A 26,188-nucleotide genomic window follows, 5' to 3' on the forward strand; every position below is an offset into this window, starting at 1 on the left:
AGAAGAAGTTATAGGCGTGCAGAGGGGTTTTGCACGCTTTCACTATTACAAAATAAAGAGGCAAATATGAGCATTACTGCTGCACAAGTAAAAGAACTTCGAGAACTATCTGGCGCTGGTATGATGGACTGTAAAGCCGCTCTAGCTGAAACCAGTGGTGATATAGAAGCTGCTGTTGATTGGCTTCGTAAAAAAGGAATAGCTAAAGCAGATAAAAAGGCTGGTCGTACAGCGGCTGAAGGATTAATCGGAGTCGTATCAAAAGATTTAAATGCGGTTTTGGTTGAGATTAATTCTGAAACAGATTTTGTTGCACGCAATGCCGGATTCCAAGACATCGTGCGAAATGTAGCAACTGCTGCTTTAGATACGCCAGGTGATGTTGAATCTGTTTCTGTTTCTCTTTATCCTGGTTCTGAGAAGACTGTAGAGCTTACGATTAAAGATGCAATTGGTACAATTGGCGAAAATATGACATTTCGTCGTTCCGCTAAATTGTCTGTTGAGAATGGTGTTGTTGCGACTTATATACACAATAGTGTAGCTGATGGTCTTGGTAAGCTTGGTGTTTTGGTTGCGATTGAAACAACAGGAAATAAAGAGGCTGCTCTTGCTTTTGGTCGGCAGGTTGCGATGCATATTGCAGCAACCAATCCCTTAGCGCTTACAGCACAAGATGTTGATGCTGCTGCTGTTGAACGTGAAAAAGCAATTTTTTCAGATCAAGCACGTCAGTCTGGAAAGCCTGAAAATATCATTGAAAAAATGGTAGAAGGACGTATGCGTAAGTTTTTTGAAGAGGTTGTTTTGCTTTCTCAAGCTTTCGTTATGAATCCTGATATGACTGTTGAGGCAGCTTTAAAGGATGCTGAAAAATCAATTGGCGCACCAGCAAAAATTACAGGCTTTATTCGTTTTGCATTGGGTGAAGGTGTGGAAAAAGAGGAGTCTGATTTTGCTGCAGAGGTTGCTGCTGCTGTAAAAGGCTAGTTATTGCAAACTCTTGATTAGAGATTTAAAGTCATATCGTTGGTTGTAGAATCTCTGATGGGGATGATGTAATTGTTGAGAGGGCGTCACGTGAAAAAAGTGGTGCCCTTAGTGATGTCAAAAGCAAAAAGTAAATGTGCTTTTGGGGAGATTATTAATGGCATTAGCACTTCCGTATAAACGTATTCTTTTAAAGGCTTCTGGTGAAGCTCTTATGGGGGGGCAAAGTTTTGGCATTGATGTTTCTGTTGTAGATCGTATTGCCGCTGATATTGCAGAAGTGCGCACAATGGGGATAGAAGTTGCGGTTGTTATCGGTGGGGGAAATATTTTTCGTGGCGTTGCTGTTGCTTCACATGGTGGAGACCGAGTGACAGGTGATCATATGGGAATGCTTGCAACTGCTATCAACTCTTTAGCATTGCGAACATCTTTGACAAAATTAGGGGTTGAAACTGTTGTACTCTCTGCGATTGCTATGCCACAAATTTGTGAAAGTTTTTCGCAACGTAAAGCAATAGCTTATATGAATCAGGGAAAAGTTGTTATTTTTGCGGGTGGTACAGGAAATCCATTTTTTACCACTGATTCTGCTGCTACTTTGCGTGCAGCTGAGATTGGTGCGGATGTCCTTCTTAAAGGAACACAAGTTGATGGTATTTATTCAGCAGATCCAAAGATAGACCCTACGGCTAAGCGTTTTGACCAATTAACACATGTTGAAGTGTTACAATGGGGATTATCTGTTATGGATTCAACGGCGGTCACTTTAGCACGTGAGAACAATGTACCGATTATTGTGTATTCCATTCATGAAAAAGGCGGTTTGGCTAAGGTCTTGAATGGAACAGGACGCTTTACAATAGTATCAGAATAAGGGTAAGCTTCAAAGGACAATTGAAGGAGACAGAAATATGAATGTTACATCAATTATGGATGATCTGAAACGTCGCATGGATGGTGCTATTACGGCTTTTAAACATGAATTAGGTGGTTTGCGGACTGGACGTGCATCGGCCAGTTTATTAGAGCCGTTGACCGTTGAATCTTATGGTTCTGTTGTGCACATAAATCAGGTTGCTAATATTTCTGTTCCCGAGCCTCGGATGCTTTCTGTTTCTGTATGGGATAAAACGATGGTAGGAGCTGTAGAGCGCGCTATTCGCGATTCTGGTCTTGGTTTAAATCCCATAACTGAGGGTACGAATTTACGTATTCCTTTGCCTGAGTTGAATGAAGAGCGCCGTAAAGAACTTGTAAAAATTGCGCATCACTATGCAGAGCAAGCGCGTGTTGCTACACGTCATGTTCGTCGGGATGGTATGGACAATTTGAAAAAGTTAGAAAAAGATGGTGAAATTGGACAAGATGAAGCCCATAGTTTGTCTGAAAAAGTTCAAAAACTCACAGATGAAACGATTGCTGATATTGATAAAATTTTAGCCGTAAAAGAATCTGAAATTATGCACGTTTAAGACGATTTTGTTGTTAGAAAAGGATGTTTACTCCCAGCCTGTAAATTATTATCTATAGATAAGGGAAGTGGTGTGCTCTGTGATAACAAGGTGTGATGCAGGAAGGTATTTTATCATTTTGATATGGGAGAGATTGATTTGAAAGGGCAGATGTTTTAATTTTTTAATCTGCGTGGTAAATCATGTCCTTTGCTGGAAGACGCTATTGAGCAGCGTGGTGAGGGCTTTCAGTTTAGCATGTCTTTGTTAAACAGCATAATGAAAGCATTCTTAGAAATTATTTAAATATTCTAAGATGAGGGTTGGGGAAAGAATATAACACAAAAAAACAAACCTAACCTTTCTCTTATTTTCCATTATAAAACATGTGAGTATAATCGATGAAGCAGATGCTATATGGTGTAATTCGTTTTTTTACGACGAATATTTGATAGAGAAGTGTTTTTATATGAAACCTATATTAGTTAATTTATATGGGGCATAGGTAGCTGCTTTTTCATTTTATATTTGAGAAAATATTAAAAAAAAATACTTTAGGATCAATCTTGACGGAGATTTTCGAAGCTGTTTTCATTGATTATTTGTCTCATAAGCGCTATCTTGGTAAACTAAATTGTTTATGATAAATTATAAGGGAAATTTATACAAGTATGAAATAAAAATATTGCGTAGGGAGGTTTTTCTTACGTCAATTTTAGAGCTTGTATTTTCTATTTTTATTGTTTGGATGTTGTTTTGTCTAATTTGGTTTATCGTGTTCTGACAGCTTTTGTGTTTGGTTTTATTGCATTGTATCTAACATGGTTGGGAGGAATCTCCTTTTTTTTATTTGTATGGTGTATTGGCGGTTTTGTTCTTTATGAGTGGATGAGTATTACTAAAGAGAAATGGTGTATTTTACAAAAAATATTAGCAGGTACCTTTTATTTGATCTTTGGCTTTTTTTTAGTGTTGAGTGTATCTGCTTCATTGATTTTTTGTGTTTTAATCGTTTTGGCTGCGGTGTTGGCTATTATATCTATAAAAAAGAGTGGTTGGGTTTTTTGTGGTTTTTTATATGCATCTTTTCCTGTTGTTGCTTTATGCTTTCTACGGGATCATGAAATGTTGGGGTTCCAAGTTGTTATTTTCTTATTTACGATAGTGTGGGGAACAGATATTGGTGGGTATTTTATCGGACGTGCATTAGGGGGACCTAAATTAGCACCACAATTTTCTCCTAATAAAACATGGTCAGGAGCACTTGGTGGTACATTTGTCGGAGTTTTCGGTGGTATATGGGTTGCTTTTGGATTTTTTGATATAAATTTAGCAAGTTTTTTTGTGCCACTCCTTACACTTGTTTTGTCAATTGTTTCACAATTGAGTGATTTAGGACAATCATGGCTCAAAAGACGGTTTTCTGTTAAAGATTCTAGTTCTTTATTGCCTGGACATGGTGGTTTTATGGATCGTATAGATGGATTGGTAGGGGCAGCTTTTCTTCTTTATTTAATTGGTTCATTTATGTCTGATATGGATGCACCTTTTAATCTTTTTAGTATGATCTAATTGGGAGAAGGTAGTTTGGGACTTTTAAATTATATCGTCACTATGGGTGATTTTCTTTTAAGAAGTTTGAGTATTCTTTTCATCATTATGATTATCATTTTTGTGCACGAATTTGGGCATTATCTCATTGGTCGGTGGTGTGGTATTAAGGCGTTAGTTTTTTCGCTTGGATTTGGGCCAGAAATAGCGAGTTATAAAGATAAGCATGGCACGAAGTGGCGCTTAGCACTTATCCCCGTAGGAGGGTATGTAAAGTTTGTTGGGGATGAGAAAAAAAATGATACGGTATCATCCCAATCATCTCTGATTGTTGACGGTTCATTTGCTAGTGCGCATGCTTGGAAAAAAGCAGCAACTGTTTTTGCCGGTCCTTTTTTCAATGCCCTTTTTACTGTTGTTATTCTAACATTTTTTTTCTTTATCTATGGTCGTGTAGCTATTGAGCCCGTTGTTGGTTCTTTGGTAAAAGATAGCCCTGCTCTTCAGTCTGGTTTGGAGTTAGGTGATCGTTTTGTTGAAATGGATGGACGACGGGTTGAAAGTTTTGAAGATTTGATGAATTATGTGGCTTTTCACGGAAGAGAACCCATAGAGTTTAAAATAGAACGCATGGGGCGATTCTTTACAACGGTGATTACTCCGAAAATCGTTGAGCGAGATGATGGATTTGGTAATCGAACACGAAGTGCTATGATAGGTGTAGGTGTTCCTATTGATTTAAATAATCCTGCACATTTAGATCCAACTTATATAAAACATATTCGCTATGGTTTTGTAACAGCTGTAAGAGAAGCGTCAGACCGTACTGTGTTTATCGTCACTCAAACCGTTCTTTTTATGAGTCGTTTAATAGGAGGAAAAGAGGACCGTTGTCGGCTAAGTGGACCTTCTAAAACCGTTAAAATTGCTTGGAAAGTGAGCGAGACAGGTTTTGTCTCTTTGTTGAATTTGGCAGCTTTTCTTTCAATAAGTGTTGGGCTTATTAACCTTTTTCCGATTCTACCGCTTGATGGTGGGCATCTTTTATTGCATGTCATTGAGGTCATTACTGGGAGGGAAATATCTGCTAAAATCCAAGGAATTATTTTTCGTTTAGGTTTTTCCATTCTTCTCCTTTTTATGATCTTTGTCTTTTTTAACGATTATTTTTGTTGGTTTAGCTAATTAAATTATGGAAAACGCTTTATAAATTGAGTAATAATAGCGAAAACAAATTGAAGGTTGTTTACCATGTCTGCAAAATGTTGTGGCGTCGTACATTATAATGAGTAATTAAGGAATGAAAAGTCTCGCTGTAAAAAGGTTGTTATGGCAGTTAGCTTTTTAAGGCATCATGTCCAAGGAACAAGAGTAAGGTAAAAAAGCCAATGACTACAAATTCAAAGTTTTTAAATGCAGCATCTGTATTGGTGTTAAAAATGGGGATGATTACCCCAGCAACGGTTTTTATGTCAATTGCTGCGGTTGGAGAAATACAAGCATCTGTAGTCCGTTCTATTGAGGTTCGTGGGAATAAGTTTGTAAGTTCTCAGGCGATTCGAGACAATATGGGGATTAAGGCTGGACAAGGGGTTTCCAGTGCTGATGTTGATAATGCTGTGAAGAATCTTTTCGAATTGGGTTTATTTTATGATGTTAAAATAAATCCGGTAGGTGATAAATTGGTTGTATTCGTAAAAGAATATGAGGTTGTCAATCAGATATTGTTTCAGGGAAATAAATCTTTTAAAGACCCAGATCTTAAGCGGTTTATTTCTTTAAAACCGAATGAGCCTTTTAATTCTGCTAAGCTTTCTGCTGATATAAATACAATTCGTGAAGCTTATAAAACTCTTGGTCGTAATAATATCACTGTCAACGTTCAAACGATTAACCTTGGAAAAGGGCGGGTTAATGTGGTATTTAATGTTGTTGAAGGGCAAAAAACAAAGATTGGTGATATCACTTTCAAGGGAAATAGTGTCTTTGGAAGTCGCCGTTTGCGTGATGTGATTTCAACAAAAACTTCAGGAATTTTTTCGAAGTTGTTGGGAGGTGATGTTTACAGTGAAGAGCGTCTCGCTGCTGATGAAGAAGCTTTACGTCGCTTTTATTATAATCGTGGTTATGCAGATTTTCGCGTAGTTTCTTCTAAAGCGACTTTTGATGCAGCAAGCAATACGTATAAAATTTCTTTCGTTCTTGATGAGGGTGTGCGCTATAAAATTAGTGATATTCAGGTTGAAAGTGATGTTGATGGAATTGACGTTCAATCTGTGAAAAGGGTGCTTAAAACCCAGCCAGGTGATGTCTATAGTGCAGAAGATATTGAACAGTCTGTTGCAATTATTAATAACAAGGTTGCTGATTCGGGATATGCTTTTGCTAAAGTTGAACCGCGGGGAAATCGTAATTTAGCAAATCATACAATTTCAATTTTATATAATATTGAACAGGGGACACGTGCTTATATTCAGCGTATTGATATACGTGGCAATGAGAAAACGCGTGATTACGTCATTCGCCGTGAGATTGATTTAAACGAAGGGGATGCTTACAATCAAACTTTATTACAGCGGGCAAAACGTCGTCTAGAAAGTTTAGGTTTCTTCAAAGCCGTTAATATTTCAATGGTTCCCACAGATCAATCTGACCAAGTTATTTTGGTAATAGATGTCGTTGAAGCTTCAACAGGAGATCTCTCTCTTTCTGGAGGGTATACAACAGGGGGAACAAGTCCTGGTATGTCACTTGAAGTTTCTGTTACTGAACGTAATCTTGGGGGACGTGGTCAATATGTTCGTTTAGGATTAGGTGCGGGGCAAGAAAAATCTCGTAATTATAATTTATCATTTGTTGATCCTTATTTCTTAGGTTATCGTTTATCTGCTGGCGTTGATGTTTTTCGTAGTACTTATCGTGCTGATAAGGCCTATGATGTACGACAGACAGGTGGATCGCTGCGGTTTTCGTTACCTATTAATAATCAATTATCTGCTAATGTAGCTTATTCTTATGTGCAAGAAGAATATGATTTTGGTGGAGAGTATGATTTTGACAAAGAGAGTGACGTAATAGAATTATATGGGAAATATTCTGGTGCGATTGTTCAAGCTGCAAAACAAAGTCCTTGGAAACGTTCATCAATTAGTTATGGTTTCACCTATAATACGATTGATGATATGAGATCCCCCCATGATGGGTGGTACGTGCACCTTCTTCAGGAATATGCAGGGCTTGGTGGAAGTGCAAAGTTTTTGAAGACCACGGGTAAGGCGATGGTGTACAAGACCCTTTCTGACCAGAAAGATATTGTTGGTTTGCTTTCCTTTGGGGGTGGTTATATCCACGGAATGGGCCGAGATGGTGTTCGTATTTTCGATATGTTTAAAGCGAATACTGATATGATTCGAGGGTTCAAATATAATGGAATAGGTCCGCGTCAGGTTTCCAGTAAAGGTGAGGTTTATTTCTTGGGGGGAACGACATATATGAATGCGACTGCTGAAGTACAGTTTCCTATCCCTGTTGTGCCTGAAGGGTTCGGGTTGCGCGGTGCTTTATTTGCGGATATTGCCACGCTTTATGGCAATAATTATAAAGCTGTTTTTAAGGGTGAACCGTCTGTTACCAATACCAAAAGTGCTTGGCGTTCATCTGCAGGTGTGAGTTTGATGTGGGATTCTCCGTTTGGTCCTTTGCGTTTTGATTATGCTTGGCCAATAACGAAGCAGGAAGGTGATCGTTTGCAACAATTGAATTTTGGTATTTCTACGAAGTTCTGATTTGAGCGATTTTAAGAAGGAAAAACTTGAAGAGAAGAGAATAGCTTAAGCTGGGAGAGAAAGTGTTTTGATGGCGGATACATTTTTTTTTACGCCGTCCCGGCAATTGACAGTTGCAAATGTTGCTGAGTTGACGGGTGCAAAGCTTCTTAATCCAGAGTTTTCTCATAAAGTTATCAATACTCTTTCTTCACTTGAGAGTGCTGTGGAAGGTTCTCTTGTTTTTGTAGAGCATCGGAAGTTTTCTGATGCTTTACTGGACAGTTCCGCTGTTGCTGTTTTTTGTACGAATGAGATTGTTTTTAAAGTTCCCAAAACTATGGCAATTTTGGTAACATCCACACCACAGCGTGACTTTGCTCAGATTGGTCGTATTTTGTTTCCAGATTCTGTCAAGCCAATGCCGTGGTTAGGATCGAAGGGGGTTTCATCGCATGCGCATATTCATCCAACGGCTAAGTTAGCACATGATGTGTGTATTGAAGCGGGAGCTGTTATTGGTAGAAATGTTGAGATTGGTGCAGGAACTCTTATTTCATCCACAGCTGTTATCGGTGAAAATTGCCGTATTGGATGTGACTGCTATATTGCTCCTAAGGTAACAGTTCAGTGTTCTATAATAGGTGATAAGGTTCAGCTTTATCCTGGTGTTTGCATTGGGCAAGATGGTTTTGGTTATGTTGGGGGCGTTTCTGGAATCGAGAAAATTCCACAGCTTGGTCGCGTTATTATTGAGGATGGTGTAGAAGTTGGTGCGAACACGACAATTGATCGTGGGACATTTCAAGATACTGTTATTGGTGAAGGAAGCAAGATTGATAATCTTGTACAAATTGCCCACAATGTAAAAATTGGCCGCTATTGTCTTATTGCCGCTCAATGTGGCATTGCGGGAAGTACATCGATAGGAGATATGTCTCAGCTTGGCGGAGGTGTTGGAGTAGCCGATCACATCATAATAGGTAAATGTGTTCAGATTGCTGCTCGTAGTGGTGTTATGAATGACATTCCGGATGGCGAAAAATGGGGAGGTAGTCCAGCGCGACCATTTAAACAATGGTTTCGTGAAGTAGCGACGTTGCGCAGTATGGGAAAAGTTAAAAAGGAGAAACGCTGATATGATCAGCAGTGAAAAGACTAAAAACTTAGAGGCTGTCGATATTGAAAAACTATTATCAATATTACCGCACCGTTATCCATTTTTATTAATCGATCGTATCGTTGATATTGATGGTGAGCAAGAAGCGATTGGTATTAAAAATATAACGATTAATGAGCCGCATTTTACGGGACATTTTCCCGCGAAGCCTGTTATGCCTGGAGTTTTGATTTTAGAAGCTATGGCACAAACAGCAGGAGCAATAGCACTTTTAAATTTAGGTAATAAGCAAACAAATTTAGTTTACCTTATGACGGTTGATAATGCAAAATTTCGTAAGCCGGTTATGCCTGGTGATCAGCTCAAGATTCATGTTCAGCTCTTGAAAAAAAGATCTGGTATGAGACGTTTTTCGTGCGTTGCAAAAGTAGAAGATGTCCGCGTCGCTGAAGCAGAAATTGCTGCGATGATTGTCGAACAAGAATAAAAGATATTTGATGGGAATTTAAAAATGTCCGGTACGAAAATCCATCCAACTGCTCTTGTGGAGAATGGAGCGCAGCTTGGTGAGAATGTACAAGTTGGACCGTTTTGTCATATTAGTTCAGATGCTGTTATTGGTGATGGATGCAGTTTGATGAGTCATGTTGTGATAATGGGGAAGACAACGTTAGGAGCCAAGAGTAAAGTATTTTCTCATGCAGTTTTGGGAGCAGATCCGCAAAATAATAAACATAAGGGAGGGGCTACGACTCTTTCGATTGGTAAAAACTGCACGATTCGTGAAGGCGTAACAATGCATAGGGGTTCCGATTCGAGTGTAGGAATGACAGTTGTTGGTGATAATTGCCAATTTTTTTGTTATGCGCATATTGCTCATGATTGCCATGTAGGGAATCATGTAACATTCGCAAATAATGTGATGATAGCTGGTCATGTTATTATTGGTGATTATGTGATTATTGGTGGGGGTGCTGCTGTGCATCAATTTGTTCGTGTTGGGCATCATGCATTTATTGGTGGTGTATCGGCATTGGTTGGTGATCTCATTCCCTATGGAACAGCTGTTGGGGTACAGGCAAAACTTGCTGGCCTCAATATTATCGGCATGAAGCGTGCAGGACTTGAGCGTCAAGATATTCATGCACTCCGTCATGCGGTTGCCATGCTTTTTGATCATAGCAAACCATTTAAAGAGCGTGTCAGTGATGTTGCTTCTTTCTATTCTTCTTCTCAGTCTGTTCTTGATATAGTTAATTTTATTAAGGAAGAAGGAAAACGTTTTTATTGTACACCAAAATTTGAAGGTGATAGAGTAAAAGAACGTAAGGATTAAAAATGCCTATGTGGGGAGCCAGAAGTTTTCTTTCCGGCCGTACTGCTATTATAGCAGGAAATGGTGTTCTACCGATTACTGTTGCGCAGGCTCTTGAGAAGAATGGAGAGAATCCTTTTCTTGTTCTTTTGCGTGGTGAGGCAGATTCTGTTCTTTATCGCTATGAGCATTGCGAGCTATCAATTGTGGAGTTAGCGCGACTCGTTAAAATCTTAAAAGAGGCTGGAGTTTATAATGTTGTTTTGGCAGGTGGTGTGAAAAAGCGCCCACTTCTTAAACAATTGCGACTGGACTGGACAACATTTTTAGCTCTCCCTAAGTTAATCGGAGCTTTGAAGAGAGGGGATGATGCGTTATTAAAAACTTTTATACGGATTATTGAAACGTATGGTTTTCGTGTTGTTGGTGCTCACGAGATAGTCGCAGATCTTTTAGCTCCCGTAGAGTTTGATTTAACAGTGCGGCGTGCTACGCGAAAAGAAAAAAAAGATATTTTTTTAGCAGCAGAAGCAGCAAAGCTGTTAGGTCAATTAGATATCGGGCAAGCCGTTGTCGTTGTCCAAGGAAGGGTGGTTGCACTGGAGGGCGCTGAGGGAACTGATAATATGTTGTGGCGTGTTTGTGAAATGCGAGAAAGAGGGCAAATTCCCCTTAAAGGTGGCGTTCTTGTAAAATGTGCAAAACCACAACAGGATAATCGCGTTGATTTACCATCAATTGGGCCCGCGACAATAATGAATATTGCAAAGAGTGGTTTATCTGGTGTTGCGGTGGAGGCAAATAGAAGTCTAATATTATCGGTGAAAACAACAATAGAAAAAGCCAACAAATATTCTCTATTTATAGAGACATTTGAAAAGTTTGGTCATGAATAATTGTTTTTTAAAGATTGCTGTGATTTCAGGGGAGGAATCTGGTGATTTACTTGCGTCCGATTTAATTTCTTGTTTATCACAACAAACAGGATGCAATATTCATTTGATTGGTGTTGGGGGGAGGCATTTAAAGGCATTAGGTTTAAAAAGCTTTTTTGATTCCCATGATATTGCTTTAATAGGTTTAAAGGAGGTATTGAAAAAACTACCATTATTGTTGCTACATATTCGCAATTTATCCAAATTTATTGCACAAGAACAACCTGATTGCCTCATTATTATTGATAGTCCTGATTTCACGCATCGTGTTGCAAAAAAGGTGCGCGTTTTAGCGCCTTCTATTCCTATCATTAAATATGTTGCACCAACCGTTTGGGCATGGCGTCCAGAGCGCGCTAAAGCTATGCGCAAGTTTGTTGACCATGTTTTAGCGGTTTTTCCTTTTGAAGAAAAGATTATGCAAGATTTGGGTGGTCCTCCCACGACTTATGTTGGACATCGTCTTTTGACATATCCTTCCCTTTTGATAGTTCAGTCAGAAAAAAAATGCCAATTAGAACAAAGAAATTTGATTGATACACAAACATCATCGCCTACATTAGTTATTTTACCAGGATCACGCAATTTAGAAATTCGTTCTTTAATGCCTATTTTTCGAGAAACAGTAGAGATTCTTGTAAAACGTATTCCTCATTTACGTATTATTTTACCAACCTTACCACGTTTAGCGGATAAAATTCGTGATTTTGTACAAGGCTGGAAAAGCAAAGTGGAAATTGTAGTTGGTGAAGATGCAAAATGGCGTGCTTTTGCACAAGCAGATGTTGCACTTGCAGCATCTGGAACGGTTTCACTTGAATTAGCATTAGCTAAAATTCCAACGGTCCTTTGCTATAAACTTGATCGTTTTTCTAAATTCTTTATTTTCCCTAAAATAATTTTATGGAGTGCAGCTCTTCCCAATATTATTTCTGATAAGCCTATTGTACCGGAATATTTTGATGAATTTCTACGCCCAGGCATGTTAGCAAGACAAGTAGAACAACTTTTGTTTAATCCTTTAATACGACAGGCACAACTCGATGCCTTTGAGATGGTAGAACAGAAAATGAAAACTGAAGTACCATCGAGAGTTGTTGGCGCACAAACAATTATCACTCTTTTAAAAAGCAGGAATAAAATTGTATAAATAAAGCAATATATTAATAATTAATATTTAATTTTAGCAAGAAAATTACAAGCACGTTGGCTTTTAGGATTAGTAAAAAATTCTTCAGAGGCTGTATCTTCAATAATTTTTCCATTTTCTAGAAAGAGTATTCTTTCTGAGACTTTACGTGCGAAGCCCATTTCATGGGTAACACAAAGCATTGTGATCCCTGTATCGGCCAATCGAGCCATCACGTCTAAAACTTCTCCCACACTTTCTGGATCAAGAGCAGAGGTTGGTTCATCAAAAAGCATGACTTCAGGTTCCATACAAAGTGCACGGGCAATCGCAACACGTTGCTGTTGCCCACCAGAAAGTTGTAAAGGATATTTTTCACAGTGTTTTTCAATACCAACATGCGTTAAGTAACGAATTGCCCGTTCTTGTGCTTGTTGTTTGGAAAGTCCTTGAACTGTCATAGGTGCTAAAATACAATTTTGTATAACGCTCATGTGGGGAAATAAATTAAAATTCTGAAAGACCATTCCTATCTTACGAAGAACATTTTTTTGCTGTTGTATAGGAGCGGTATGGATATCAACATTATGGATACAGATTGAACCTTTTTGTGCTTGTTCTAATTGATTAATACAACGGATTAACGTTGATTTTCCTGATCCCGATGGTCCACAAATAACGATATGTTCACCAGCTTGAACATTAAAGTTGATATCATGTAGGACCTGAAAGTTTCCATACCATTTATTTAGATTTCGAATAGAGATCACAGGGTTTTTACAGGGAGAGATCGATTTATTATTTTTCAAATTCATCTTATTTTATTCTTTCATTGATGAATAACTTGATTAATTTAATATTTTTGTTTGTAAAGTTTTTTATGATCATTTTATTTACCGTAAATATCGAGTGAGGCGCTGTTCGATAAAAACAATAAAACGATGAATGAGTTCAACGATAAAGAGATAGATAAGAGCAGCCCAAACGTAAACTTGAAAATCGAAAGTCCGTGAATAAGTGAGTTTAGCAACCCCCATTAAATCATAAACAGTAATAAGTGAGGCAAGAGCACTGGATTTAATCATTAAAATCAACTCATTTCCTAGGGGGCGTAATGCTACAATCATTGCTTGTGGAAGAATAACTCTAAAAAATGTGACAGAGTTACTTAGACCTAAAGCTTTTGATGCTTCACGTTGCCCAGTTGTTACGGATAGAAAACTTCCTTTAAAGATCTCAGATTGATAGGCAGCAGAATTGAGAGTAAAAATAAAAAGACAACAATACCACGCGTTTTGAAAAAACCACCACAAACCAACCTGCTGCCAGAAGTCATTCATTGAACCAAGTCCATAATAAAAAAGGAAGAGTTGAGCTAATAAAGGAGAGCCACGGAAAAAATAGACATAAGCGTTTGCACAATACTGTAAAAATGTATTTTTTGATAGACGTGCAAAAGCAATAAGCATACCAAGAAAAAAACCAAGAGAACAAGAAATAGAAACAAGCTCAACAGTAACAATAAAGCCATTAATAAATTTTGGTCCATAATGGCTTAAAAGATCAGGATTGAAAAGGAAATAAAGCCACTCAGGAATCATTGACGTAGCACCTTTTTATCGCCTATTTGAGTGTATGTTTCCAAATGGCGTAAGATTGCAGTAAAAACCGCTGAAAATAACAAATAGAGTAAGCATGCTACAAGATAAAATAGCATGGGTTTATTGGTAGCAGCGACAGCTAAGTTCGTTTGTCGCATGAGGTCAACAAGTGCGATGGTTGAAACAAGGGATGTATCTTTCAGTAAAGTAAGCCAATTATTAGAAAGTCCTGGCAAGGCATTTCGGATGAGCTGAGGGAAGACAATACGAAAAAATGTGGTTGATCGTGAAAAACCTAAAGCTTTAGCCGCTTCGTATTGGCCTTTATCAAAAATATTAAATGCTCCAAGCCAAACTTCACAAGAAAAAGCTGCAAGAACCATACTAAGCGCAAGAACACCAGCAACAAAAGCATTGATACTGAACATGACTTCAAAATTAAAATAGTCAAAGACATTTTGAATAAGGCTTTGTAACCCGTAGTAAACTAAAAACAAAGTTAAAAGCTCTGGTAGCCCACGAAATACCGTTGAAAAGAGGCGTGCCATCGCTTTGGCAATCTTAATATTGGATCGAATCATCACTGCATTTAGAAGACCTAGAGGAAGTCCTAGAAGTCCACAACATAATGCCAATGACAATGTCATTCCTGCACTAGAAAGTATAACCGCTCCCCATCCACCATTGCTAAATGATAGCAATGCTAAATTTTCAATCATTCTTGTGTTCCTCATGAAAGAGTTAGATAATATTTTTCAGAAATAACTAGCGGGTTTCATTTAAACATCATATTGATATTTAATAGATATCACTTGTAAAATATTTTTTCATAATTTTCTCATAAGTTCCATCTAAACGGATTTCTTTTAGCGCCTTATTGAACTTATTTTTAAGATCATTATTATTTTGACGCAGTGCAATTGCAACAGGAAATTTTGTTTCTTCTAGAGTTCCTAGGAGGAGACAACAATCTTTTCCTTCATTTTTAAGCCAATTTAATGCTTGTAATTTATCAACAATAATCACATCAAGTCGATGATTTAAAAGGTCACGATTCACTTCTATTGTGGAAGGGTAGAGTTTGATTTTCACCTCTTCAGAAGCATAATGATCTTCTGCATAGAAAGCTTGTGTTGTATTTGATTGTACACCAAGATTTTTACCTCTAAAGTCTTGTGTTGAGATTTTTTTAATTCCCGAATCTTTGGTAACAATAACAGCCAGTGCTGTATCGTAGTAAGGATCTGTGAAGTCAATTTTTTGTAAGCGCTCTTGTGTGAGAGAGAGGGAGGCAATGATAGCATCATATTTTTTTGCAATAAGTCCAGGGATCATTCCCTCGAAGTCTTGTGTGACAACAGTACACTCAACATTCATTTTTTTACAAAGTGCATAAGATATATCAATATCAAGTCCCTGCAATTTATTATTTGAGTCAATATAACTAAAGGGAGGGTAGGTGCCTTCACTCGCAATTTTTAATGTTTTTGCATCAGCCAATTGGGTGAATAGTGCGGCGCTTATTATAAGAGCTCCTGCTAATAGTTTCATGATGTTCTCCTATTGGATAAGCGGCAAATATGAAATCACTATGTTCTTATAATCTGTAAGCTTTTTTGGAGCAATTCAAAAATTTATTGATGTTTATTTTAGATCATTATGCTGGACATTATTATCAAAAAATTATCTTTTTATTGATAAAAAAAGAATAAATATCTTATTGCTTGTATGATAGCTTAATTTTCACAAAATGATTGATTTGAATCATTTCATGAGTAAAAATTAAGGATTTTTCTTGAAAATAAGGCTATTCAATTTGAACATAAAGAAAAAATTAGATTTTGATACGATAAAAATACAACCTTATAGGTTTCATTATATTCTATAAAATGTTTAGATATCGAAGAACAATTAAAAGTTATTTTGATAAATGTAAATTTTCTTACAAAAATGCCGAAATTCCAATTATATTTCCATGTCCCATAAAGAGTTTAAAAATACTCCTTAAATATAAAGCCTGAATTTTAATTCATAGTGATATCTAATCGGTATCGAAAGTAAAATATTTTTTCATAATTTTTTCATAGGTTCCATCGGCGCGAATTTCTTTTATTGCTTTATTAAAACTGTTTTTAAGATCATTATTATTTTTACGGAGTGCAATTGCAACAGGAAAATTTGTTTCTTCTAGAGTTCCTAGGAGGATGCAGCAATCTTTTCCTTCATTTTCAAGCCAATTTAATGCTTTTAATTTATCAAATATAATGATATCAAGCCGATGGCTTAAAAGATCACGATTAGCTTCTGTTGCTGTAGGATAAAGTTTGATATTCACTCCTTCAGAGGCGTAATGATCTTCGGCATATGTAGCTTGTGTTGTATTCGATTGTACTCCAAGATTTTTACCTCTAAAATCTTGTGTTGAGATTTCATTAATTCCCGAATTTTTGGTAACGATAACAGCGAGTACAGTATTGTAGTAGGGATCTGTAAAATCAATTTTTTGTAAGCGCTCTTTTGTAGGAGAAAGGGAAGAAACGATAGCATCGTATTTTTTGGCAAGAAGACCGGGAATCATTCCTTCGAAGTCTTGTGTGACAATAGTACATTCAACATTCATTTTTTTACAAAGCGCATAAGATATATCAATATCAAACCCTTGAAGCTTGTTATTTGAGTCAATATAACTAAATGGCGGATAAGAAGCATCGCTTGCAATTTTCAGCGTTTGAGAATTAGCCGATAGGGTAAACAGTGTTGCGCTTATTATAAGAGCTCCTGCTAATAATTTCATTATGTTCTCCTATTAGATAAGCTGGCAAATATGAAACCATCATGCGTTTTTATAATCTGTAAGCTCTTTTGGAGCAATGTAAAAAATTTATCTATGTTTATTATGCTAGATATCATTATAAAAAAATGATTTATTCTTATCAAGTATGGGAATAAAAAATACAGGAAAGAAGTACACTTCTTGTTGATTATATGATGATTTTTAATAATTTTATTTAAAAATCAATAAATTATTTTTAAGAGGAAAACTATTAACTTAAATACAAAGAAAATTTAAGCTCTTAACAGGATAAAATGTAAAGTATTTTTATTCTAATCTACTTGGGGAGGGATAAGAAGTTTTTGGCATTTTAAAGAAGCAATTAATGTAAGCCTTTTGCAATTTTATCTAGAGAAGATAGAAAGTAAAATTCTGACATTGCTAGATTTTAGTATATAATAAGGTTTTTAAACATGAGGCAATGACAGGGAATACACTTCCCTTAAAGATAATGAGAATTATAAAGTAAAATTTTCAATTTCTTTTTGCTAAATGTTTGGCTAATTTGCAGAAGGATGTTCTCAATTGAAAACTTAGAATTTTTTAGTAAATTTTTATGATGAGATTACCTCTGTAGAAAGAGTTTTTAAATCACGTTTTATAAAAATTCTTAAAGGATGTTTTTGGATTATTCTCAATAAAGCTTCAGTTTACTGAAGCTTTATTGATTTCTTTTTTTAATTTGCACGTTCATCTATAGGAACATAGTCACGCATAGCATAACCTGTGTAGAGTTGTCGAGGACGACCAATTTTTTGTGCAGGGTCTTCAATCATTTCTTTCCATTGTGCTACCCACCCGACACTGCGCGCCAATGCAAAAAGAACAGTAAACATTTCAGTTGGAAAACCTAGAGCTTTTAATGTAATACCGGAATAGAAATCAACATTGGGATAAAGCTTTTTTTCAATAAAATATTCATCACTTAAGGCAATTTTTTCAAGTTCTATTGCAATATCAAGAAGCGGGTCATCTTGAATGTTGAGTTCTTTTAAAACTTCATGACAGGTTTTTTGCATGATTTTTGCACGTGGGTCATAATTTTTATAGACACGGTGCCCAAAGCCCATAAGGCGGAAAGGATCATTTTTATCTTTTGCACGTGCAATAAATTCAGGAATTCTTTCAATAGAACCTATTTCTTGTAGCATTTTTAGACATGCTTCATTGGCACCACCATGTGCTGGTCCCCAAAGGCATGCAACGCCTGCTGCAATACAGGCAAACGGATTAGCACCCGAGGATCCAGCAAGACGTACCGTAGATGTAGAAGCATTTTGTTCATGATCTGCATGAAGGATAAAGATTTGATCCATCGCTCGAGCAAGTACAGGGGGTATTTTATATTCTTCACAAGGAACAGCAAAGCACATACGAAGGAAATTTGCAGCATAACTAAGATCATTACGTGGATAAACAAATGCTTGTCCGATACTGTATTTATAGGCCATAGCAGCAAGCGTTGGAACTTTTGAGATAAGACGAACAGAAGCAATCATTCTCTGGTGAGGATCTGTAATATCAATAGAGTCGTGATAGAACGCAGACATAGCGCCAAGGCAGGCAACCATGACGGCCATAGGATGAGAATCACGGCGGAAGCCATGGAAAAAGCGTGCAAACTGTTCGTGTACCATGGTATGCTGCATAATACATCGATCAAATTCATTTTTTTCTTGCTGTGTTGGGAGTTCACCATAAAGTAAAAGATAACAACTTTCGAGAAAGTCTCCTTTTTCAGCTAATTGATCAATAGGATAACCACGATAAAGTAATATGCCTTTATCACCGTCGATATAAGTAATTTTTGATTCACAAGAAGCTGTTGAAGTAAAACCAGGATCATAAGTAAAAATATCGGCTTTTTTGTAGAGAGAAGCAATTTCAATGACTTCAGGTCCACTCGTGCCTTTACGCAAGGGAAGCTCTACTTTTTTATCATTCACAATAATATATGCGTTATTCTCAGACATTCGGTATTCCTTTCAGATCCTTCACTTCTAAAAATTAAGACTCTGCTTCATCAGAGTGGGGGATGTATAACTGAAGCTTTTCTTACTTATATTTAAAGGTAGATTGCCTCTAAAAGTGGGCACATGCAATCTAAAATATTTCCTTATTGATCATTATTACTCAATAAAAAATGTATTTCAATGATATAACATAAAAACTCTTCTAGGGCACGTTGAGATATCTGTATAGATCCCTATTTGAGAAAATATACTCAGTACACATCATGAACATATTGTTGTGATAAGTTGGTCCTTGATGCGATTAAGGGATTCATCGCGTCCTAATAAAATAAGAACATCCAAAACACCTGGTGATGTTACACATCCTGTAAGAGCTGCGCGCAGTGGTTGGGCGATAGATCCAAATTTGAGATTCTGTGTTTGTACACAAGAGCGCAGTGTTTCATTTAGGGTTTTTGTATCCCAAGAGGGGCAAGCTTTCAAGGCAAGATAAAGATCATTTAAAATGGTTCGTCCATTTTTATCTAAGAGCATTTGTGCCTTTTCATCAAGTTGTAAAGGTCGTTGCGTAAAAATGAAGGAGGCATTGTCAATCAGTTCGCACAGTGTTTTTGAACGTTCTTTTAAATGCGGGATTGCTTTTAAAAATTGAACACGGCGTTTTTCATCAAGTCTTTCAATAATTTGTGCTCCCCTATCGGTTTCTGGTAGAATATTAAGAGCGGCATCAAAAAGTTCTTGATCATTACTCATGCGCATATAGTGTCCGTTGATGGAATCGAGCTTTTTGAGATCAAAACGAGCAGCACCTTTGTTAATATCCTCAATGTCAAACCAAGAAATCATATCTTTAAGCGACATCAGTTCGTCATCACCATGACTCCAACCTAAACGGACAAGGTAATTACGCAAAGCAGCAGGAAGATATCCCATTGTTCGGTAGGCATCAACACCGAGTGCACCATGTCGCTTTGATAATTTTGCACCGTTTTCACCATGAATAAGAGGAATATGTGCCATAACAGGAATGTCCCATCCCATTGCCTTAAAGATGATCATTTGTCGGGCAGCATTGGTAAGATGATCATCACCACGTATAATATGTGTAATGCCCATATCATGATCATCAACGACAACAGCATGCATATAGGTAGGCGAACCATCAGAACGCAAAATAATAAAGTCATCGAGATCTTTATTAGGAAAACGAACATCACCTTGAACACGATCATGTACAATCGTTTCTCCATCTTCAGGGGCTTTGATGCGAATAACAGGCTTAATACCTTTAGGAGCTTCAGAACGATCACGGTTCCGCCAACGTCCATCATAACGTGGTGGGCGCCCTTCTGCACGGGCTTTTTCACGCATTTCAGCTAACTCCTCAGGTGAAGCATAACAATAATATGCTTTGTCATTTTCGACCAACTGTTTGGCGATTTGGCGGTGACGTTCAGCACGTTCAAATTGCGAAATAGGGGCGCCATCATAACTAAGCCCCATCCAGTGCAAGCCATCTATAATAGCTTTTACAGCTGCTGCTGTTGAGCGCTCTCGGTCCGTATCTTCAATTCGTAAAAGCATTTTTCCACCGGTATGTTTTGCATAAAGCCAATTAAAAAGAGCAGTACGAGCGCCACCAATATGAAGGAAGCCAGTGGGTGAAGGGGCAAAACGAGTAATAACAGACACGAAATATTTTCCTTTAAACTGAGATATTACTTATAGAACTTTATAGAAAAATCATGTTAGCATAGGTGATGGGGTGTGCAATAGCCATTATTGCGAGTTAAAGTGGGGGGCGGATGTTTTATCAAAGTAAAGTTAAAGAGGGTTTATCCGAAAAATCTGTTACAGAAAGAAAAAAGCCATGTCAAATAGGGCAGAGTATTTTTTCTAGATATGATGATGCAAAGAACGGTAGTTATAACCAACAAAAACTTTTTTTATTGACACTCTCAAAAGAAGTAATCATTCGTTTTCGCAAATGGCTAGAAGATTGTATCAATAAAGAAGTTTCTTTTGGTATCCTTTTTTCGCTGATTTTAGTCTTTTTTGCCCTAGGAATCATTTTTTATTTTCATTTAGAGTGGGAGCCAAGTTGGGGACAATTGGGGGCGTTGGTCAGTATTTTTCTGGGAATATTCTATGTTGCACGTTTTTATCGAAAAATATGGATTCCCGTGGGATTTTTGTTTTGTATTATATTGGGTGCTTTGGCGGCAAAAATAGAAACGTGGCGTATTGCAACACCCATGTTAAGCAGTGACATCGTCACCACATTGACGGGAAGAATTGTTTCTATTGAGTCAGGCACCAAAGGGGGATTTCGTTTAGTTTTGGATGTTTTGAGTACAGAAAAGCCCATATTATGCCATAGTCTTCATCGTATTCGTTTATCGGCAAGATATTTGCCATCTGGCTTAGCAATTGGTGATGGACTATATGGGAAAGTTAAGATTCGTGCATTTTCTGGGCCAGTGCGTCCAGGAGGCTACGATTTTAGTTTTCATAATTATTTTAAAAGAATTGGGGCACAAGGCGTTTATTTAGGAAAACCAAGAAAAATATCGGTTTCGCAGCCTGATGGAATATTCGCTATCATTCTACAGAAAATTGAAAATTTACGCACGAAGATGACACAAAGAATCCGTATAGCCCTTGAAGGAGAAAAGGGGAGTGTTGCTGCTGCTCTCATAACAGGGCAGCGTGCTGGCATTTCAAATGAGACAAATGAAGCATTACGTACGGCTGGATTAGCCCATATTTTATCAATATCAGGTTTACATATGGCGTTGTTAAGCGGCATAGTTCTTTTGAGTATCCGTAGTTTTTTAGCATTTTTTCCAGTTTTTTCTTCCTATTATTCCAGTAAAAAATTTGCTGCTATCGTTGCGTTTATGATAACAGCTTTTTATTTGTTATTGTCGGGCTTAGCAATATCAGCACAAAGAAGTTTTGTGATGATTGCTGTTATGTTGTTTGCTATATTGTGTAATTGCTCTGCTATAACAATGCGTAATTTTTCTATTGCAGGGTTGATAACCCTGGCGATGACACCCCATGAAATATTAGGTCCTAGCTTTCAAATGTCCTTTTCTGCGACTGCTGCTTTGATCGCTTTTTTTGATTGGTGGAGTGGAAGATCATTTTTTCGTAAAAGAAAAACAACTCCCTCTTATGTTGGAGGAGGAGTGATAAATTTTGCTTTCTTATCGATGCTTTCAACATGTGCTTCTTCCCTTGTTGCAGGGAGTGCAAGTGGAATTTATGCTGCTTATCATTTTTCTAATACGGCATCTTTGAGCATTATCAGTAATGCTTTTGCTTTGCCTGTCATTTCAATTTTCGTCATTCCTTTTGGATTAATTGCAGTCCTCGCAATGTTAGGAGGATTCGAATGGCTTCCCCTTCAAATTATGGGGTTTGGTGTTGATCTTGTGATAAAGATTGCGCATGCTATCAAGGCTATTTCTCCTGATTTGAATCCTGGTTTTATGCCGTTATCTGCGTTGGTTTTATTGAGTATAGGCTTGGTTGGACTGACTTTTTGCAAAACACCCATCCGGCTCTTTTTTAGTTTGTTTATTTTGGCTGGTATTTCTATTTGTGTAATGCATTCACCTGTACAACTGATTATAGCAGATAATATGCGTCTCGTGGGCGTTATCCATGATAAAAAATTATATATTGATCGTTACCATATTTCTAAGTTCACGACATCCATATGGAAAAAGTCATTTCGTGTGAATGAAACGATTAAACCAACAAAATATGGTCCTTCATTGCACGGACAATTTATTTGTGATTATCATGTATGTACGTCATTATTAGAGAATGGATTAAAAGTGGTTGTTTTACAGAGAGAAACAGATCAATGTGTAGAGGCAGATATTCTCATTCAGACATTTGTAATGCGTAATCCAACATGTTATAAGAAGGCAAAAATAATATTTACGCCTCAACAATTGTTATCACGAGGAAGCGTTATGATGACCAAAGGTGGAGATATTATTTGGTCTTCGCTAGGGTTTCATAGACCATGGAATATGCACAGACAGCATTCATAAAAAATATAATCTATCATATTTTGCTTCACATTTGGATAATGATAAAACAAAAAATAATAGAAGACTTTTCTGATAAAATTTTGCGGTATTTAAATTAGTAAGTTTATCAAAGTCATTGAAACGAGATAATAACCTACAGTTTTCTAGAAATAGATGATTTTTATATCTGATCATTTTAAATTTTTCAAAAAAAATCAATATGTGCATCCTATTGATAGCACAAGATAAATCAAAAATTTTTATTGAATGAGAAAAATGCTAACAAATTTTCTCAAAGAAATAAAAAAGATAATTGTTGATTATTCTATTTTATTCTTATCATATATTTCTATAACGAGTAACATCTCTTCAAGCAAAAGATGATGGTAAATTTAAATAGATTGCGTCAAGAGGTTATCTTTTATTATCATTATTATCGGTGGTAATAGGGGTGATAAATGCTGCTTATACGGATAAAAGGCAAAGTCATTCATGGATGTTCAGCAGTTAAAAAAAATGGCAGCTATTAAAGCGCTTGAATTTATTGAAGATGATATGCGGCTTGGTATTGGATCTGGTTCGACAGTCAATGAATTTATCCGTCTTCTTGGTGAGCGTGTTTCGGATGGTTTGCGAGTGACTGGTGTTGCTACTTCACGATATTCTGAACAACTCTGTCGTAAGTTTGGAGTGCCTGTTAGCACTTTAGAACAAATACCTGAACTGGATCTTGATATTGACGGAGCAGATGAAATTGGTCCTGAGATGATGCTCATTAAAGGTGGAGGGGGAGCATTGTTGTATGAAAAAATTGTAGCATCGGCATCCCGTGCAATGCTTGTCATTGCTGATGAAACAAAGGTGGTAAAACGACTTGGTGCTTTTGCACTACCAATTGAAGTTAATCCATTTGGTATCCATACAACACGCAGAGCCATCGAAAAAGTCGCTGATGACTTAGGGCTTTCTGGAGAAATTGTATTGCGAATGAATGGAAAAAATCCTTTTGAAACAGATGGTGGTCATTTTATTCTTGATGCATTTTGGGGCTGCATTTTGGAACCAAAACCATTATCGGACGCACTTCTTGCCATTCCTGGTGTTGTTGAGCATGGCCTTTTTTTGGGATTGGCTTCACGTGCAATTGTAGCTATGGCCGATGGTCAAACAAAAATTTTAGAATCTTTTGATTTTTAGAGAAGACAGTTTCATGACGATATGTTAGCACAGTAAAAAAAGATCTTAAAGATTTTAGATAGAAAACGAATTAAAATTATAATTAGCGATCGGGGTAATCATTAAATGAGAATAATATTTTCTTTTCAGCGTTTTGTCGTATATTTTGGTGCAATTGCTATTTTTACTGTGAATATTGGAATGGCTTATGCACAAGGTGTGAGCGATCAACATTTAGCTTCAGCTAGAAAAGCTATAAGTGCCATTCACGCAACAGATCAGTTTGATAGTTTTTTACCAAATGCGGTAGATGATCTTAAAACTGCACTGATGAGGGATGATCCAAATTTGGCAGAGGCTATTTCTGATATTGTTGATAAGCAGGCGCTTGCTTTAATTAAAAGGCGCTCTGATCTAGAAAAAGAGATTGCTCATGTATATGCAAAATATTTTACTCAAAAAGAGCTTGATGCAATAACAGCATTCTACAGTTCTGATACCGGTAAAAAGTTTTTGACAGAAGTTCCCAATATCGCACGTGATTCTTATTCAGCATTTGATGTATGGCGTTCTGCGCTTATGCGGGATTTTGTAGAAAATGTGAAAAAAGAGATGTCTGAAATACTTAATTTGAATAATTCTACTATGCCTACAAATATACCTATAAAATCAGAATCTTCAGAAAATAAAAAATAGCTTGATTGATATCATGACAACCACTGGGCAATTTCTGACTTTTTAAATAGCGGCGGTTTTCCCGCCGTTTTTAATATTTTAATGAGAGTAGGTCTTTTTAGAATACGGCTTTATAAAAAAATGCTTCTTCAAAAGAAAAAAAGACTTTCATTTGATAATAAATGATCTTAGCCTATTCTTGCAGATACATAAGAAGGAATAATTCGTGGGCTCTTTTGACTTTGATTTATTTGTTATTGGAAGTGGTTCTGGTGGAGTGCGTGCAGCACGGCTTGCTGGAGGACTTGGTAAGCGAGTTGCTATAGCAGAAGAATATCGGATAGGGGGCACTTGTGTTATTCGTGGTTGTGTTCCCAAAAAACTTTATGTTTATGCATCACAATATGTAAAAGAATTTAAGAAAAGTGTTGGTTTTGGGTGGAAATATGCGGATCCAATTTTTAGTTGGGAAAAGTTGGTTGCAGCTAAAAATAAAGAAATATCAAGGTTAGAAGGGCTGTATCGTAAGGGATTAGAGAATAACAATGTGCATATTTATGAAAGTCGTGCTACTTTTGTAGATGATCACACATTAGAGCTTTCTGCCACGGGTGAGCGGGTAAGTGCAGAAAAAATTTTGATTGCAACAGGGGCAAAAGTTGCACCAAATACTTCCATAGAAGGCGGTGGATTTTGCCTCACTTCTAATGAGATTTTTGACCTTGATCAACTCCCAAAATCAATAGTCATTGTTGGTGGAGGGTATATTGGTGTTGAATTTGCTAATATTTTTCATGAATTAGGTGTAAAAACAACGCTGCTCCATCGTGGTGATTTAATCCTTCGTGGTTTTGATCATGATTTGCGTCAATTGCTCAGCGATGAAATGACTGAAAAAGGGATTTCTATTCTCTATGGTGTAACAATTTCTAAAGTGCAGGCTGCAGAAAATTGTTATGAAGTTATTTTATCAAATGGGCAAACGATTAGTGCCGATCAGATTATGTTGGCTACGGGGCGTGTACCAAATACAACAGGTTTAAGACTTGAGCGAGCAGGTGTTCAAGTGGATGAATTTGGTGCAGTTGTTGTTGATGAAAGAATGACAACGAATGTACCCCACATTTGGGCTGTTGGTGATGTAACAGGTCATATTCAATTAACACCTGTTGCGATTCATGATGCAATGTGTTTCGTGAAGACTGCGTTTGAGAATATTCCCACGACACCTGATTATGATTTAATTACGACGGCAGTTTTTTCTCAGCCAGAGATTGGAACAGTTGGTCTTTCAGAAGAAGATGCGGTACGTCGTTATAAGCGTCTTGAAATTTATCGTACAGTTTTTCGTCCTATGCGTAATGTTCTTTCTGATAGTTCAGAGAAAATGCTTATGAAACTCATTGTTGATGGTGAAAGCCGTATTGTTGTGGGCGCTCATATTTTAGGGGAAAACGCTGGTGAGATGGCACAGCTTATTGGGATAGCTCTCAAAGGAAAGCTGACGAAGGATATCTTTGATGAAACGATGGCAGTGCATCCAACGATGGCAGAAGAATTGGTAACGATGTATAAACCAAGTTATATATATGAAAATGGGAAGAAAATAGAAAGTTAAACAGC

22 protein-coding genes are annotated in these 26,188 nt (G+C 37.1%); 15 read left to right on the plus strand and 7 right to left on the minus strand.

Going from position 1 to position 26,188, the window contains the following annotated elements:
- Nucleotides 1–66 precede the first annotated feature (66 nt).
- The 11 genes from tsf (at nt 67) to lpxB (ending at nt 12,279) form a co-directional block, all read left to right on the plus strand.
- Nucleotides 67–990, plus strand: coding sequence for a translation elongation factor Ts (gene tsf / locus ACFINF_RS05905; RefSeq protein WP_375620068.1), 924 nt, complete (start codon nt 67–69; stop codon nt 988–990).
- Between the two features lie 157 nt (nt 991–1,147).
- Entirely contained in the window at nt 1,148–1,867 is a 720-nt protein-coding gene (gene pyrH, locus ACFINF_RS05910; protein ID WP_012755043.1) for a UMP kinase, read from the plus strand.
- A gap of 37 nt (nt 1,868–1,904) precedes the next feature.
- Entirely contained in the window at nt 1,905–2,465 is a 561-nt protein-coding gene (gene frr, locus ACFINF_RS05915; protein ID WP_375620069.1) for a ribosome recycling factor, read from the plus strand.
- Nucleotides 2,466–3,200: 735 nt separating this feature from the next.
- A complete protein-coding gene (locus ACFINF_RS05920) occupies nt 3,201–4,016 on the plus strand; it encodes a phosphatidate cytidylyltransferase (RefSeq protein WP_375620070.1) in 816 nt (271 codons plus the stop codon).
- 15 nt (nt 4,017–4,031) lie between these two features.
- On the plus strand, nt 4,032–5,180 hold the full coding sequence (locus ACFINF_RS05925; RefSeq protein ID WP_375620071.1) for an RIP metalloprotease: 1,149 nt from the start codon (nt 4,032–4,034) through the stop codon (nt 5,178–5,180).
- 203 nt (nt 5,181–5,383) lie between these two features.
- Nucleotides 5,384–7,780, plus strand: coding sequence for an outer membrane protein assembly factor BamA (gene bamA / locus ACFINF_RS05930; protein WP_375620072.1), 2,397 nt, complete (start codon nt 5,384–5,386; stop codon nt 7,778–7,780).
- A 70-nt stretch (nt 7,781–7,850) separates the two neighbouring features.
- Entirely contained in the window at nt 7,851–8,897 is a 1,047-nt protein-coding gene (gene lpxD, locus ACFINF_RS05935; RefSeq protein WP_375620073.1) for a UDP-3-O-(3-hydroxymyristoyl)glucosamine N-acyltransferase, read from the plus strand.
- 1 nt (nt 8,898) lies between these two features.
- On the plus strand, nt 8,899–9,366 hold the full coding sequence (fabZ, locus tag ACFINF_RS05940) for a 3-hydroxyacyl-ACP dehydratase FabZ (protein ID WP_012755049.1): 468 nt from the start codon (nt 8,899–8,901) through the stop codon (nt 9,364–9,366).
- A gap of 24 nt (nt 9,367–9,390) precedes the next feature.
- Nucleotides 9,391–10,215 (plus strand): acyl-ACP--UDP-N-acetylglucosamine O-acyltransferase, encoded by an 825-nt coding sequence (gene lpxA, locus ACFINF_RS05945; protein WP_375620074.1) that lies wholly within the window; start codon nt 9,391–9,393, stop codon nt 10,213–10,215.
- Nucleotides 10,216–10,217: 2 nt separating this feature from the next.
- A complete protein-coding gene (locus tag ACFINF_RS05950; RefSeq protein ID WP_375620075.1) occupies nt 10,218–11,090 on the plus strand; it encodes an LpxI family protein in 873 nt (290 codons plus the stop codon).
- Nucleotides 11,083–12,279: a lipid-A-disaccharide synthase gene (gene lpxB / locus ACFINF_RS05955; RefSeq protein WP_375620076.1), complete on the plus strand. Its 1,197-nt coding sequence runs from the start codon at nt 11,083–11,085 to the stop codon at nt 12,277–12,279. Before ACFINF_RS05950 ends, lpxB begins: the two co-directional genes overlap by 8 nt.
- Before the next feature lie 20 nt (nt 12,280–12,299).
- Here the strand turns inward: lpxB and ACFINF_RS05960 are convergent, their stop codons facing one another.
- From ACFINF_RS05960 to gltX, 7 genes are all read right to left on the minus strand, one after another.
- Complete coding sequence (locus ACFINF_RS05960) at nt 12,300–13,073, minus strand: amino acid ABC transporter ATP-binding protein (RefSeq protein ID WP_012755053.1); 774 nt, start codon at nt 13,071–13,073, stop codon at nt 12,300–12,302.
- A 78-nt stretch (nt 13,074–13,151) separates the two neighbouring features.
- Nucleotides 13,152–13,859, minus strand: coding sequence for an ABC transporter permease (locus ACFINF_RS05965; RefSeq protein ID WP_375620077.1), 708 nt, complete (start codon nt 13,857–13,859; stop codon nt 13,152–13,154).
- Complete coding sequence (locus ACFINF_RS05970) at nt 13,856–14,578, minus strand: ABC transporter permease (protein ID WP_375620078.1); 723 nt, start codon at nt 14,576–14,578, stop codon at nt 13,856–13,858. The genes ACFINF_RS05965 and ACFINF_RS05970 overlap by 4 nt, the downstream gene beginning before the upstream one ends.
- Before the next feature lie 79 nt (nt 14,579–14,657).
- Complete coding sequence (locus ACFINF_RS05975; protein WP_375620079.1) at nt 14,658–15,410, minus strand: transporter substrate-binding domain-containing protein; 753 nt, start codon at nt 15,408–15,410, stop codon at nt 14,658–14,660.
- Nucleotides 15,411–15,900: 490 nt separating this feature from the next.
- Nucleotides 15,901–16,653 carry a transporter substrate-binding domain-containing protein gene (locus ACFINF_RS05980; RefSeq protein ID WP_375620080.1) on the minus strand — a complete coding sequence of 251 codons (753 nt, stop codon included), beginning with the start codon at nt 16,651–16,653 and terminating at the stop codon, nt 15,901–15,903.
- 716 nt (nt 16,654–17,369) lie between these two features.
- Nucleotides 17,370–18,665, minus strand: a complete 1,296-nt coding sequence (gene gltA, locus ACFINF_RS05985; RefSeq protein ID WP_375620081.1) for a citrate synthase — start codon at nt 18,663–18,665, stop codon at nt 17,370–17,372.
- A gap of 261 nt (nt 18,666–18,926) precedes the next feature.
- Nucleotides 18,927–20,357 (minus strand): glutamate--tRNA ligase, encoded by a 1,431-nt coding sequence (gltX, locus tag ACFINF_RS05990; protein ID WP_375620082.1) that lies wholly within the window; start codon nt 20,355–20,357, stop codon nt 18,927–18,929.
- A gap of 113 nt (nt 20,358–20,470) precedes the next feature.
- Here gltX and ACFINF_RS05995 point away from each other — a divergent pair, with 113 nt between their 5' ends.
- The 4 genes from ACFINF_RS05995 (at nt 20,471) to gor (ending at nt 26,183) form a co-directional block, all read left to right on the plus strand.
- Nucleotides 20,471–22,735: a ComEC/Rec2 family competence protein gene (locus ACFINF_RS05995; protein ID WP_375620083.1), complete on the plus strand. Its 2,265-nt coding sequence runs from the start codon at nt 20,471–20,473 to the stop codon at nt 22,733–22,735.
- Nucleotides 22,736–23,206: 471 nt separating this feature from the next.
- Nucleotides 23,207–23,911, plus strand: coding sequence for a ribose-5-phosphate isomerase RpiA (gene rpiA, locus ACFINF_RS06000; protein ID WP_273788125.1), 705 nt, complete (start codon nt 23,207–23,209; stop codon nt 23,909–23,911).
- Between the two features lie 105 nt (nt 23,912–24,016).
- On the plus strand, nt 24,017–24,586 hold the full coding sequence (locus ACFINF_RS06005) for a DUF2059 domain-containing protein (protein WP_375620084.1): 570 nt from the start codon (nt 24,017–24,019) through the stop codon (nt 24,584–24,586).
- Between the two features lie 205 nt (nt 24,587–24,791).
- A complete protein-coding gene (gene gor / locus ACFINF_RS06010; protein ID WP_012755063.1) occupies nt 24,792–26,183 on the plus strand; it encodes a glutathione-disulfide reductase in 1,392 nt (463 codons plus the stop codon).
- Nucleotides 26,184–26,188: the final 5 nt, after the last annotated feature.

This window comes from Bartonella sp. TS25HLJMH (genome assembly GCF_042193505.1).
Taxonomy (GTDB): domain Bacteria; phylum Pseudomonadota; class Alphaproteobacteria; order Rhizobiales; family Rhizobiaceae; genus Bartonella; species Bartonella grahamii.